The following is a 13018-nucleotide window of genomic DNA, read 5'->3' on the forward strand; positions in this document are numbered from 1 at the left end:
GTGACGCGAGCCGAACGGGAAGCTGAACTGAGCGGACGTGTCGTCCTGATCACGGGGGCGGCTGCCGGGATCGGTTGGGCAGCAGCGCGGCGCTTTGCAGCCCAGGGCGCCCGGGTGCTGATCGCCGACATCGATGCGGACAAGGCCGCAATCCGTGCCGACGAGCTTGGTGCAGCGCATGGATATTTCGGCGTGGATATGGCGCGGCCGGAGCAGGTTGCCGAGATGGTGCAGTATTGCGTCCGCCGCCTCGGTGGCCTCGATGTGCTTGTCAACAATGCCGGTCGTACCGACACGGACGGGGTTGGCGTGGTGGATCAGCCGGTTTCCGTCTTCGAAAATCTCGTGGCGGTCAATTTGCGCGGCAGCCTTGTCGCCGCGGAGCAGGCTGCAGCGGTGATGCGGCGCTCCGGCGGAGGTGTCATCGTCAATATCGCTTCCGGAGCGGCCTTGCGGCCGGTGCCGTTTCGAAACGGCTACAGCGCCTCCAAGGCGGGCGTGCTTGCGATGACGCGCCATCATGCCTGCGCATTTGCGCGCGATGGAATCAGGGTCAACGCAATCGCTCCGGGCTATACGCGTACCGAGCTCGTCGAAGCGCTGATCGCGCGCGGCCGCATCGATCCCGTCGCGGTGGCCAGACGAATTCCGCTCGGTCGCATGGCGGCGCCCGAGGAAATCGCCGCGGCCATCGCATTTCTGGCCTCGCCTCGGGTATCGTCCATCACGGGTTCCACTTTTCTCGTCGACGGTGGATCGCTGCTCGGTGGTCATGGCCACGCGGAAGAAGCCAACCGCAGCGCTCCGCCGCCGGGGAGGCCGACCTACGTCGTCGTCGGTGCCTGCAGTTCGCTCGGCCAGGCGATGGTCCGGAGGCTCTCCGATGAAGATGCGAGGGTCGTGGCGCTCGATGCCGACGGCAATCAATTGACGGCGTTCGCCGCTGGGGTTGCCGAATGCCACGCGCTTCCGGTCGAAATTTCGAACGAGCATGCCATGGCGGAGGCGATCGCCAGTATCGCGCGCCGTTTCGGTCGCGTCGATGGGGTCGTAAATGGGGTTGGTGCGGATGCAGTGACCACGGCCCATCGAACCGCTCCTTCTGCCGATGCCGGCGGTGACTCGCTGGCGGTTCATCTGACGGGAGCGCTCCGCGTCGCGAAAGCGGTTGGACCGGTGCTGCAGCAACAGGGCTTTGGCACGCTGCTCAACCTGACATCGATCGGCGGGGACGTCGCGTTCGGCGAAGATGTCGAGGTCGCGGCCAGCGCCGGGGCGGTCGCGATGCTCACGCGGACGCTGGCGTGTGAATGGAGCGGGCACGGCATTCGCGTCAATGCAATCGCCGCGGGACCGATCGAGGGGACGGCGTCGAGCGCTGCTAGCCGGATGCCGCTGGAGCGCGCAGCATCGGCGCAGGATATTGCCGAGACCGCGGCGTTTCTGCTCGGCCCCGACGCCGGCTTTGTCACCGGCAGCGTGATCGCAGTCGATGGTGGGCTCAGCGTCTATGCGGGTCCCGATCGTGCCATTGCAGGATACGACTCATGAATCTCACTTCCGAGGAACAGGTACTGAAGGAAGCTTTCATTCGCGCCCGCGGTTACTGGCGGCCATGGACGGAGGGCCTGCTGCGGCTCGATCCGGCTTTTCTCGCAACCTATGCCCGCTATGGCGGCTATCCCGCCGAAACCGGCCCGTTGTCGCGCAAGATGTGTGAATTGATCTATGTCGCGCTGGATGGATCGGCGACGCATCTGTTCCGCTCCGGGCTCGCGTTGCACGTGCAGCTGGCACTTGAACAAGGCGCCACCGCTCAGGAGATCGTCGATGTGTTGCGGCTGGCCACGGCGCAAGGACTCGATGGCAGCAATCTTGGAGTCGGCATTCTCGCCGAGGAGCTTGCTCTTGCCGGGCTCGATTCACGCCAAGCGGCGCTTACGAACGAGCAGACGGCGCTTCGCGACGCCTATGTCGCGCAATTCGGAGACTGGCCGGACTTCTGCGAACTGTGGCTGCGGGCCGATCCCGGTTATTTCGCCGCGATGCTGGACTTGTTGACGTTGGGGCGCCAGGCGGGCGGTCTCGACGAGCCGTCGCGCTGCCTGATCTCGCTGGCCTTGAACGCCTGCTTCACCGCGCTCAATCCGCAAGGGCTGCGCTTGCAGATCAGGCGAGCCTTGCGGCTCGGGATCGACAGGCGTGAGATCCTTCAGGTGCTGCAGATGACGGCCCATCTGGGCGTGCATGCCTGCGCTATTGGCGTGCCGATCCTGATGGACGCGATCGATCAGACGACACGCGCAGACGTAACAGCAGGAGGTCAGGGATGACAGGGCCGGCCATCCGCGATCAGCGCGCCTTTGTTTCGGGCGCGTTGTTTCTTGGCTTTGCGATCTTCTTCTTCGTGATGGCGCTGAACTATCCGGCGGGGACGGCGGCGCGGATGGGGCCGGGCTATTTTCCCCGGCTGCTTGCGATCGTGCTTGCTGCCATTGGACTCACGGTGATGCTGCGGGCGGTGAGGGGAACGGCCGAGCGGCAGGCCTTGCACAGATGGGACGTGAAAGGTCTCGCCTGGGTCACGGGTTCGGTGGTCCTGTTTGCCCTTCTGCTGTTTCCGCTCGGCCTAGTGGGCTCACTCTTCGTCCTGATCGTGGTGTCGAGCAGGGCCAGCCATGAGTTCACCTGGAAGGGGGCGCTGGCAAATGCGGCGATCCTGATCGTGCTGTGTCTGCTGGTGTTCGTCTACGGCCTCGGGCTGCAACTGCCGGTGCGGCCGGCGCTCTTCAATTGAAGGCGGAGCCTGATGGATCTCTTTCACAACCTGGCGATCGGCTTCTCCACCGCGGCCCAACCGGCCAATCTGCTCTACGCTTTCTTTGGATGCCTGCTGGGTACCTTGATCGGCGTACTGCCGGGCCTCGGTCCGCTCGCCACCATTGCGATGCTGCTACCCATCACTTACGCGCTGCAGCCGGACTCGGCGCTGATCATGCTGGCGGGTATCTATTACGGCGCGCAATATGGCGGCTCGACCACGGCCATCGTGGTCAACCTGCCCGGGGAGTCCTCGTCCGTTGTCACCACGATTGACGGCTATCAGATGGCAAAGCAGGGCCGGGCCGGTGTCGCGCTTTCAACGGCGGCGATGGGTTCCTTTTTTGCGGGCTGCGTCGCCACGCTGGCGCTTGCGGCCCTGGCAGGGCCGCTGACGGCGGCGGCCCTGCTGTTTGGCCCCAAGGAATTCTTTGCCCTGATGATCCTCGGCCTCATCCTTGCTTCGGTGCTGTCGAGCGGTCCCTTCATCGAAGGCGTCGGAATGGTCGTGCTCGGCATGCTGTTGAGCCTCGTGGGCACCGACCTCAGCAGCGGAACGCAGCGCTTCGCCTTCGGCGTCCCGCAACTCTTTGACGGTCTCGATTTCGTGCCGCTCGCGATGGGCATCTTCGGCTTTGCCGAGATCGTGAAGAACCTCGAGCAGGACGACAAGCTGTCGCTGGTGACGCAGAAGATCGCCAACCTGTTTCCGACGCGCGAGGATTTCCGGCGCATGATCCCGGCGATGCTTCGCGGCACCACGCTCGGCACGCTGCTCGGTGTGCTGCCGGGCGGTGGCGCGGTGCTCTCGTCGTTCGCCTCCTATACGCTGGAAAAGAAGCTGTCGAAACATCCGGAGCAATTCGGCAAAGGCGCGATCGAAGGCATCGCGGGTCCGGAATCGGCCAACAACGCCGGAGCGCAAACCTCCTTCATTCCGCTTCTGACGCTCGGCGTGCCGTCCAACGTCGTGATGGCGCTGATGGTCGGCGCCATGAACATTCACAACATTCAGCCCGGCCCGGAAGTCATGACCAAGAATCCAACCCTGTTCTGGGGGCTGATTGCCTCGATGTGGGTCGGCAATCTGATGCTGCTGGTTCTCAACCTTCCGCTGGTCGGATTGTGGGTCAAGCTTCTGACCATTCCCTATCGCTATCTGTTTCCGGCGATCATGGTGTTCTGTTCGATCGGCGTCTATTCGATCAACGGCGGCACCTTCGAGATCTATGAAGCGGCCGCCTTTTGCGTGTTCGGCTACGTCCTGATCAAGCTGCAGCTGCCGGCCGCGCCGCTGTTGCTCGGACTGGTCTTGGGGCCGGCAATCGAGGAGAATTTCCGCCGTGCGATGGTGCTCTCGCGCGGCGACGCGAGCGTGTTTCTGACCTCGCCATTGTCGGCCGGCCTTCTGGCTGCAGCCGCCGTGGCCATCATTTTGATCACGCTGCCTGCGATCCGCGCGCGGCGCGAGGAGGCGCTGCAGGAGTAACGGCGGTTCAGCATCTGCCCGTCTGGTGCGATATCACAGGCCGCTATCGGTTGAGGCGTCGTTGGCTTTGACCGATCGGGCCGCCTGCTGCAGAACGCTCAGGTAGCGGCTGGAATTTTGCCTGATCCGCTCGGCGGCACCGCCGAGTCCCAGGGCAACGGGTTGATTCTGAATGGTGGCCGGCAGCAGCACGCAAATCGTGGCCCCGCCCAGAATCGGAACGTTCTCCGCGGAGCAATAGCCCTTGCCGCGGATCTGGCGGATGCGTTTCATCATCTCCGGGAGCTTGACCCTGTCGTGCGCGTTTGGCGTGGCGATGTTGGCGCGGCGGACGATGTTGTCGACTTTCTCATCCGGCATCGTCGACATCAGCAGCCAGCCGAGCGCGGACAGCGTCAGCGGCCTGAGCGTGCCCTCGTCGACATGAAAGCGGAGCGGATGAATGGATTGGACGATCTTGACGTACTGCAGATAGACGTCGTTGGTGGTGCCGATCGCAACGGCTTCGCCCGTTGCGGCATGAACGTCGCGCATCGCCTCGAGCAGGCGGCTGCTGCCGAACAGGGCGCTCGGAATCCAGTCACCCAGTGAAGTCACCTTCGGCGTCGGGAAATACACCCGCGTCTTGCGATCGAAATTGAGGTAGCCGAGGCCGACCAGCGTCTTGAGCAGAACGGTGGTGCTGGACGCAGGATAACCCAGCGCCGCGCCGATCTCCGACATGGCGCGCGGCTGCCGAACGCGCGTGAAGAACTCCAGGATTTCAATGGCGCGCAACGCGGACTTCACCGTGGATCCGGCCGCGGAAATGGAGGCGGATGTCGTCAGTTGCGATGCCACATTGCCCCTCCCTTGGCCGGAGCAAATTCAAGAATGTGAAAGTCAGCTTCACATATGAAGTTTTGTTGGTTGCCTCCACTGCACATGAGATGGTTGCCGTCGTCAAGGGAGGGCCGATGCGCGGGTGCGCATCAAGCCGAAGACGGATGGGCTCTGATATGACCATAGCTCAAGCGAGGATTGCCGAACTGCTCGACCGCGAGGCGATCCGCGATTGCATCTACCGCTATTGCCGCGGCGTTGATCGCGCCGATGAAGCGGCGCTGCGTGGCGCCTACTGGCCGGATGCAACGGACGAGCACGGCCCGTATTCGGGTCCGGTCGAAGGGTTCTTTCAATGGGCGAGTGGAATCTTCGAAAGCGGTGCCCGCAACGTCCATATGGTCGGCAACATTCTGATCGAGTTCACCGCGCCCAACGAGGCCGTTGTCGAAACCTATTTCCTCGCGCTGCAGCGCGGGCCGGGACGGGATGGCGTCGTTCGCCAGTTTCTGATCGCCGGCCGCTATTGCGACGTCTTTCAGCAGCGGGACGGCGAATGGCGGGTCTTCCGACGCGTGGTCGTCTACGACTGGGTGGACGAGCAGGTCGCCGCAACCGAGCCCGAAGCGACTCGCTTCGGGCCGCGGCTGCCATTGGGCAGACGGTTTCCCGACGATCCCATCTACGGTCTTCTGCGTCCGCGGTAGCGGGCGCGGCCTCCAAGAATCCGAGCACCAGATCGAGGGAATGCCGGCATGAACAACGCTGATGCGAGGGGACAACGGCTGGACGTGGTCGTCGTCGGCGCTGGATTCGGCGGCCTGTACGCCGTCTACAAGTTCCGCGAAATGGGCCTCAGGATCGCGGCCTTCGAGGCCGGCGGCGATGTCGGCGGTGTGTGGTATTGGAATCGTTACCCCGGTGCGCGCGTCGATCTTCCGAGCATCGACTACAGCTATTCCTTTTCACCCGAGATCGAGCAGGAGTGGACGTGGTCGGAAGAGTTCGCGTCGCAGCCGGAGCTGCTGGCCTACTTCAATTTTGTCGCCGATCGGCTCGACTTGCGCAAGCACTACCAGTTCAACACGCGGGTCACGCGTGCCGTCTGGGATGAGGCGCGCAAGCTTTGGCAGGTGACGACCGATCGTGGCGAGACGATCGAGGCGACCTACTGCGTGATGGCGACCGGCCCCCTCTCGATTCCACGAGATCCCGAGATTCCCGGTATCGATGCCTACAAGGGCCAGCTGTTGCGGGCCGGCAAATGGCCGCATCATCCCGTTGACTTCACCGGCAAGCGCGTTGGCGTGATCGGCACGGGATCGACTGGCATCCAGATCGTGCAGGAGGTCGGCCGGCAGGCCGATGAGCTGTTCGTTTTTCAGCGCACGCCGAGCTTCACCATGCCCATGCGCAACCAGAAGCTCGATCCCGACTACGTGGCGGATGTCAAACGCAACTACGCCGGTATTCGCGAGGCGGCGCGCAACAGCCCGAATGGCGGCGTGCGGCCGTGGACGACCCGTGCGTTCTTCAGCGTGACGCCGTCGCGTCGCCGCGAACTCCTGGAAGATGCCTGGAAGTCCGGCGGACTGACCATGCTCGGGACTTTCACTGATCTCCTGAGCAACGAGGAGGCCAATGAGCACGTTGCCGAGTTCGTGCGGGACAAGATCAACGATGTCGTCACGGATTCCGCTACCGCGGAAAAGCTGAAGCCGCGCGGTTACCCGATCTTCGCCCGCCGTCCGTGCCTCGACACCGGCTATTATGAAACGTTCAACCAGCCGAATGTTCAGCTGATCGACTGCGTCACCGACCCGATCGTGGAGATCACGGAGCGTGGCATGCGCACGCAGTCGGGCGAGACCGAGCTCGACGTGCTCATCTTCGCAACCGGCTATGACGGGCTGACAGGTGCGCTGACGGCCTTCGACGTCGTCGGTCGTAACGGCCGCACGGTCAATGAGAAGTGGAAGGAGGGGGCCCGGTCGCATCTCGGCCTCATGATGGAGGGATTTCCGAATCTCTTCATGACCACCGGGCCTAACGGCCCGGCAGCGCTGGCCAACATCGTCAGGATCAGCGAGAACGACGTCGACTGGATCGCCAATGCCATCACGCATATGGCCGACCATGGCCTCGATACCATCGAGCCGACCAGGAAGGCGGAAGACGACTGGATGGCGCTCGTGTTCAAGCTCGCGCAGCGTTCGCTCCTGTCCAAGGCGAAGACCTGGTACGTCGGCACCAACGTCAAGGACAAGGCTCAGGGACTGACGCTGTTCACGGGCGGGTTTCCCAAATACCGGGAGTATTGCGCGGCCGCCATACAAAACGGGTATCGCGACTTCGTCTTTGAACGTGGGCGAAAGCCGGTCGCTGCTTGACGGTCGAAGTGCGTGTGCTCGGATGTGCGCCGTGTCTGGTGCGCCAGCTTGCGTCAGCCAGCCGTCAAAACGTCTCGGTAATCTTGCTCAGGCGAGGCGGACGATCGGGGTCAAATCCGCAGGCGCGCGCTGCCTGCTCGATCATCCGATAGGCTGGAACGAGCATGGTGATCGGGTCGGTGGCCGGCTCATCCTCGGCCAGCCAGGGCAGCGAGCCATGCGGCCCCCCGCATAGATGCACCGCGATCTTCTGCTCGCGCAATTCTTCCGCCAGCGCGTCCACCGTGGCGGCCGTTTCGTCCATGAGGCGCATCATGACGACCGGCGTGCGCGATGATAGCGCGGCGCGCGGCCCATGCTGCAGCTCGGCAGCGCTCAGACCGATGGAAGGCAGGCGCAGGATTTCCGAAAGCTTGAGCGCGATCTCCCGCGCCGGGCCGAGGCCGAGGCCCCGCGCCGCCACAAACACGGCTGACGCCCTGGCGAGATCATCGGCAATTTCGGACCAGTCGAGCGCCAGCGCGCGGTGCAGGCGCTCGGGCAGCCTGTCGAGGGCTGACCGCAGCGCCCGATCTTCCGCCAGCTCGGCAACGAGTTCGGCGCTGGCGGCCATCGAGCCGATCACGGTCTTGGTCGCCGCCACGGAGTGCTCTGTGCCTGCTTCGATCGGAACAACGAACTCCGCTTCGTCAGCCACCGGCGATGACGTTGCATTGACGATGGCGATCGTGCGGGCGCCCGCGGCGCGCGCCGACCGGGTCGCCGCGACAAGATCCGGGCTGCGTCCGGATTGCGAGATCACGATGAACAGCGCATCGCGCAGCATCAAGGGCGTGCGAAATGCCGTGATCACCGAAGGGGCGCTGGCTGAGACGGGAAGGCGAAGCCGCGTCTCGACGAGGTATCTCAGGAAAACCCCGGCATGCCCGGAGCTTCCCCGGCCGCACACGACACACAGGGGGGCGGACCCAATCCCAATTCGCTGCGCGATCTCGCGCGTGGCGGGGCGGTTACGAACTATGTTGGCGACAACATCCGGGCTTTCGCCGATTTCGCTCGCCATTGCGGATGATGTCACGGCTCGACCGCTCCGCCCTGCTTGCGAGCCGCCGCTTCCTTGGGATGCCGGTCCTGATCCTTGGTCAGCTCGGCAAACACGCGCCGAAGGTTGCCGTCACAGTTTTTCAGAATGGTCTCGGCATCAACCCTGTCGACACCCAGCGCCAGAAGGCTTGCCGTCTTGATGTCTCCCTCGGCCTGCTCGAGCGAGCGTGCCGCCTGCGACGGATCGCAGTGCGCGATTTGCGCCACCATGGCCTCGGCGCGCCGCTTCAGCTTGGCATTGGTCGGCGGCATGTTCACCATCATGCCGCGATACACCCGGCCAAGGCGCAGCATGATCCCCGAGGAGATCAGGTTGAGCACAACCTTCTGCGCGGTGCCTGCCTTCATCCGCGTGGAGCCCGCGATCAGCTCGCGGCCGGTCTCGATCAGGATCGGAAACTTTGCCGATTCCAGCAATGCGGTGCCGGGATTGTTGGCGACACCGATCGTCACGGCACCGCTGGCGCCTCCCTGCTGCAGCGCCGCGACCGTGAATGGCGTGGTCCCGCTGGCGGCCACGGCGATCACCACGTCGTGCGGTGTGAGCCGCGCGGCGTCGATCTGCGCGACGGCGTCATCGACATCGTCCTCCGCGCCCTCGATGCTGGTGACGAACGCGCTGTCGCCCCCCGCAACGATGAAGCGGACGCGCTCCCTGGGCCAGGCGAAGGTCGGCGTCAGTTCGGCCCCGTCCTGGACCGCCACGCGGCCCGAGGTGCCGGCGCCGACATATACGATGCGCCCGCGATCGCCCAGCGCCGCCTTGGCCGCTTCAGTCGCCGCGGTGATCGCGGGAAGGGCGTGACCAATCGCCGCGACGGCCGCGAGCTGGCCCTCCCACATCGCCTCCATCGCTGACGTCAGCGACCACGCATCAAGATCGGCAAAGCGGGGATCGACTTCTTCGGTGGCCATGTTGTTGATCCAAACGCCGTCAAACGCGGAACTTCGAAGCCTGTTCATGGTCAGTTTCTCTGTCCATCTCTCCGTCCATTTCTCTCTTGGGCAGATCAAGCCGCCCTCGCGCCAGCAGCAGCGCGCCGGCCGCCGCGTCGGCATCGGGAGGCCTCAGGCGGGCGCGCAGGTCAGGTGTCAGCCAGGGCGTCATGACTTCCGCAAGCCCGCCCACCAGCGAGAGCCGGTCAATTCCTTTCGCCAGGAACAGATCGAGCAGATCGCCAATGGCATCGGCCGCGCGCTCGACAATGCGACGGCCGACCGGATCGCCCTGATTGGCGTGTCGCATCACGATCGGCGCGAACGCCGCGTAATCTGTGGCCCTGGCTTCTTCAGACCAGGCCACCGCCTGATAGGGATCATGGTCGAATGCGCCCAGCACCTCTGACAGCAATGGGGTCAGCTCGCCGCGGCGATCTGCGGCACGGAGCGCCAGTCGAACGACCTGGAGGCCGATATCGGCGCCGCTGCCTTCGTCCGACACCGGAAAACCGTAACCGGCGATGCGGATTTCGCGGCCGTCGATCAGGCCGACGCCCACCGAGCCTGTGCCGGCGACCACGATGGCCCCGTCCGCGCCGCTATGGGCGCCGAGGCAGGCCGCCAGGCCGTCGCTGATGAAGATAACGGAAGCAAAGGGATGCGCAATGGTGTTGAGCGCCGCTTCCGCGCCCCGCCGACCAAGACCGGCAAGGCCAATGCCGGCGCGCATCTGCGCGAAATCCTCGCGCGCCAGTCCGGCCTGCGCGGCTGCCGCCTCGGTGGCCTCCATGATCGACCGCCAGGCCTTCTCAAAGCCAATCCGCGTCGTCGCAGGTCCGGAGCTCGCTGTTCCGAGTACCCTGCCGTTTTCGTCTTCGATCCGGGCGCGGCAGCGGGTTCCACCGCCATCAATGCCGAGATACGTGGTACCTTTTGTTACCATGGAACGCTAACGCGAAGGTTTCGCTCCGGGTCCTCTTCAAGGTTCTTCGGAGTACATATGAAGTCCTGCACGGGACTCACCTCACGAGTCCGTGACTGCCATTCTCGGATCAATGCTGATGGGCCACGCCGGTTCTTCCTCCCTCACGATTGCCGCGCAGCGCATCTTTGATGGCGCCGACATGCGCGGGCCGGGTTCGGTCAGGATCTCACAGGGGCGGATTGAAAGCATCACCTTTGGCGAGGCGGCGGCGCGGGCCTCAATCCAGCTTCCCGCGGATGCGATCCTTGCCCCCGGCTTCATCGACATCCAGGTGAACGGAGGCGGCGGCGTTCTTCTCAACGACCAGCCAACGGAGGCTGGCGTTCGACGCATCATTGAGGCGCACCGCAAGGCGGGGACCACGGGCTGCTTGCCGACCCTCATCACCGATCGCATCGAGGTCATCGAGCGCCTGGCTGCAGTCGCCGAGGCTGGTCTGAGGATTCCCGGCGTTCTCGGCTTTCATCTGGAAGGACCGGCCCTCAACCGGTCTCGCAAGGGCATTCACCCGGAAGCCGAGATACGCGTGCCCGATCGGCGCGATCTCGCCGCGATCAAGAGTTTCGGGGGCCGCGGCCATTCCATGGTGACCCTGGCCCCGGAATGCGTACCTGCGTCCATGATCGATGAATTGATCGGCGCCGGCTTGCGTATCGCGGCCGGCCACAGCGACGCCACCGCCGCCGAAACCGGGCAGGCGGTTAATCACGGTATTACGGGGGTGACCCATCTGTTCAATGCGATGTCGCAGTTGAGCGCAAGGGCACCGGGCCTGGTGGGCGCCGCGCTTGACGATGACCGGCTGTTTGCGGGGATCATCTGCGACGGCATCCACGTTGACCGCGCCGCGTTGCGTGTCGCCTTCCGCTGCAAGGGACGCGACCGATTGATGCTGGTCACCGATGCCATGCCATTGGTGGGCACCAACGACCGGCAATTCATGCTGCAGGGAAGGCAGATCACGTTGCGCGAAAATCGCCTGACTGGCCCTGATGGCACGCTGGCGGGCGCCCACCTCACCATGATCGAGGCGGTGCGCAACGCTGTTGCGCTGCTTGGAATCTCCCTTGTCGATGCCCTCATCATGGCTTCCAGGACGCCGGCGGCATTCCTGGGTCTTGAGTCCGAGCTTGGACGGATCGCACGCGGATACCGCGCCGATCTCGTCGCCTTCAATCCGGGCTTTGAAGTCGTCGGCACATGGATAGGCGGTGTCGGTTCGATGGACGAGGCGAGCGAGGCTCTCCAGGGAGGCTAGATGCGCAACCATCCCATCATCGTGCAGAAATATGGCGGTGTCTGCCTTGAAACGCCGGCGAAAATTCGCAGCGTCGCGCGCAGTCTCGCCGACCTGCATGGCCGTGGTCATCGTGTCGTGGCGATCGTCTCGGCCATGGGCAAGACCACCGATCAATTGATCCAGATGGCCTATCAGGTCAGCCCTGCGCCCAATCGCCGTGAACTCGACATGCTGCTTACGACCGGCGAACGCATCAGCATGTCGCTGATGAGCATGGCGCTTGCCGATCTCGGCGTCCCCGCGATCAGCTTCACCGGCAGCCAGGCCGGCGTGATGACCGACGACTCTCATTCCTCCGCGCGCATCCTGGATGTACGGCCCATTCGCGTGCGTGAGGAACTTGATCGTGGGCGCGTCGTGGTGCTGGCGGGATTTCAGGGCGTGAACCCGGCGACCCGGGAAATCACCACGCTCGGCCGGGGCGGCAGCGACACCACGGCCGTTGCGATGGCCGCAGCGTTGAAGGCCGAACGCTGTGAAATCATCAAGGAGGTCGACGGAATTTGTTCGGCCGACCCGCGCGTTGTGCCGGATGCAAAGCCGCTGCGGCAAGTGGACTTCGCATCCCTGTCGGAGATGTGCTTCTGGGGTGCCAAGGTCCTGCATTTTCGCAGCGTAGAGCTGGCGCAAAGTCAGGATATGCCGCTGGTCCTCAAGCAATGGGGCGGCGTTGAACACAGCACGCAGGTGATGAAAGAGGTTGCAGGCATGGAAAACGGAAAAGCTCTGGCCGTCAATTCGATCGCGCGCATCGAGCATGTGGAAATCGATTCCAGGGATCTCAATCACGGTTTCGAGAAATTCGCGCAGCATCTCAAGCAAAACAGCCTGTCCTGGCCGCAGCTCCTCGACTCCGGCTTCGCCGCGGGAAAAACCAGCATGACGGTGGCCTGCGATTCAGAATGGCTGGATGCCCTGTCGCGCACGCTGGAGCAGAGCCAGGATCTGCGCAAGCCGCGCGAGGCTTCAAGCTCGGTCAGCCTCACTTGCTTCGGCGCCGTTTCGCCGGAATTGCCGCTCTCGGCGCTGCAGGTTCTCGCGCATCACGGGATTGTCCCCGACAAGTATGTGATGTCGCCGAATTCGGTCAGCCTGTTCGTCCCGGTGGAGAAACGGGAGGCCGCGGTCAAGGCGTTGCATTCGCTTGTCCAGCAAGCGTAGCTTTGACA

At 64.1% G+C, this 13018-nt stretch carries 12 protein-coding genes; 8 read left to right on the plus strand and 4 right to left on the minus strand.

Annotated elements, in window-relative coordinates; translation table 11 throughout:
- From CQ14_RS02925 to CQ14_RS02940, 4 genes are read left to right on the plus strand one after another with little or no spacing between them, the layout of a single operon-like run.
- Complete coding sequence (locus CQ14_RS02925) at positions 1–1551, plus strand: SDR family oxidoreductase (protein ID WP_057856445.1); 1551 nt, start codon at positions 1–3, stop codon at positions 1549–1551.
- Complete coding sequence (locus tag CQ14_RS02930) at positions 1548–2333, plus strand: carboxymuconolactone decarboxylase family protein (RefSeq protein WP_057856446.1); 786 nt, start codon at positions 1548–1550, stop codon at positions 2331–2333. Before CQ14_RS02925 ends, CQ14_RS02930 begins: the two co-directional genes overlap by 4 nt.
- A complete protein-coding gene (locus tag CQ14_RS02935) occupies positions 2330–2797 on the plus strand; it encodes a tripartite tricarboxylate transporter TctB family protein (RefSeq protein ID WP_057856447.1) in 468 nt (155 codons plus the stop codon). Before CQ14_RS02930 ends, CQ14_RS02935 begins: the two co-directional genes overlap by 4 nt.
- A gap of 12 nt (positions 2798–2809) precedes the next feature.
- Positions 2810–4309, plus strand: coding sequence for a tripartite tricarboxylate transporter permease (locus CQ14_RS02940; protein WP_057856448.1), 1500 nt, complete (start codon positions 2810–2812; stop codon positions 4307–4309).
- 33 nt (positions 4310–4342) lie between these two features.
- Here the strand turns inward: CQ14_RS02940 and CQ14_RS02945 are convergent, their stop codons facing one another.
- A complete protein-coding gene (locus CQ14_RS02945; protein ID WP_199805429.1) occupies positions 4343–5149 on the minus strand; it encodes an IclR family transcriptional regulator in 807 nt (268 codons plus the stop codon).
- Between the two features lie 164 nt (positions 5150–5313).
- On the opposite strand from CQ14_RS02945, the gene CQ14_RS02950 reads away from it, so the two are divergent.
- Together CQ14_RS02950 and CQ14_RS02955 are read left to right on the plus strand one after the other, a co-directional pair.
- A complete protein-coding gene (locus tag CQ14_RS02950) occupies positions 5314–5838 on the plus strand; it encodes a nuclear transport factor 2 family protein (RefSeq protein WP_057856491.1) in 525 nt (174 codons plus the stop codon).
- Between the two features lie 48 nt (positions 5839–5886).
- Entirely contained in the window at positions 5887–7521 is a 1635-nt protein-coding gene (locus tag CQ14_RS02955) for a flavin-containing monooxygenase (protein ID WP_057856449.1), read from the plus strand.
- Positions 7522–7585: 64 nt separating this feature from the next.
- On the opposite strand, the gene CQ14_RS02960 is transcribed toward CQ14_RS02955, so the two are convergent.
- From CQ14_RS02960 to CQ14_RS02970, 3 genes are read right to left on the minus strand one after another with little or no spacing between them, the layout of a single operon-like run.
- Complete coding sequence (locus CQ14_RS02960) at positions 7586–8584, minus strand: SIS domain-containing protein (RefSeq protein WP_057856450.1); 999 nt, start codon at positions 8582–8584, stop codon at positions 7586–7588.
- An 11-nt stretch (positions 8585–8595) separates the two neighbouring features.
- Complete coding sequence (locus CQ14_RS02965) at positions 8596–9540, minus strand: N-acetylmuramic acid 6-phosphate etherase (RefSeq protein ID WP_057856492.1); 945 nt, start codon at positions 9538–9540, stop codon at positions 8596–8598.
- Positions 9541–9559: 19 nt separating this feature from the next.
- Positions 9560–10507, minus strand: a complete 948-nt coding sequence (locus CQ14_RS02970) for a glucosamine kinase nucleotide-binding domain-containing protein (protein WP_057856451.1) — start codon at positions 10505–10507, stop codon at positions 9560–9562.
- 118 nt (positions 10508–10625) lie between these two features.
- Here CQ14_RS02970 and nagA point away from each other — a divergent pair, with 118 nt between their 5' ends.
- Complete coding sequence (gene nagA, locus CQ14_RS02975) at positions 10626–11807, plus strand: N-acetylglucosamine-6-phosphate deacetylase (protein ID WP_057856452.1); 1182 nt, start codon at positions 10626–10628, stop codon at positions 11805–11807.
- The gene (locus CQ14_RS02980) at positions 11808–13010 is read left to right on the plus strand and encodes an aspartate kinase (RefSeq protein WP_057856453.1); all 1203 of its coding nucleotides are present in this window, start codon (positions 11808–11810) and stop codon (positions 13008–13010) included.
- Positions 13011–13018: the final 8 nt, after the last annotated feature.

The organism is Bradyrhizobium lablabi (assembly GCF_001440475.1).
In the GTDB taxonomy this organism is placed as follows: Bacteria; Pseudomonadota; Alphaproteobacteria; order Rhizobiales; family Xanthobacteraceae; genus Bradyrhizobium; species Bradyrhizobium lablabi.

Bases quoted from the DNA above. Each gene is read 5' to 3' on its own strand.
- CQ14_RS02930 (WP_057856446.1), top strand. From the start codon at position 1,548: ATGAATCTCACTTCCGAGGAACAGGTACTGAAGGAAGCTTTCATTCGC.
- CQ14_RS02935 (WP_057856447.1), top strand. From the start codon at position 2,330: ATGACAGGGCCGGCCATCCGCGATCAGCGCGCCTTTGTTTCGGGCGCG.
- CQ14_RS02940 (WP_057856448.1), top strand. From the start codon at position 2,810: ATGGATCTCTTTCACAACCTGGCGATCGGCTTCTCCACCGCGGCCCAA.
- CQ14_RS02955 (WP_057856449.1), top strand. From the start codon at position 5,887: ATGAACAACGCTGATGCGAGGGGACAACGGCTGGACGTGGTCGTCGTC.
- CQ14_RS02960 (WP_057856450.1), bottom strand. From the start codon at position 8,584: ATGGCGAGCGAAATCGGCGAAAGCCCGGATGTTGTCGCCAACATAGTT.
- CQ14_RS02965 (WP_057856492.1), bottom strand. From the start codon at position 9,540: ATGGCCACCGAAGAAGTCGATCCCCGCTTTGCCGATCTTGATGCGTGG.
- CQ14_RS02970 (WP_057856451.1), bottom strand. From the start codon at position 10,507: ATGGTAACAAAAGGTACCACGTATCTCGGCATTGATGGCGGTGGAACC.
- nagA (WP_057856452.1), top strand. From the start codon at position 10,626: ATGGGCCACGCCGGTTCTTCCTCCCTCACGATTGCCGCGCAGCGCATC.
- CQ14_RS02980 (WP_057856453.1), top strand. From the start codon at position 11,808: ATGCGCAACCATCCCATCATCGTGCAGAAATATGGCGGTGTCTGCCTT.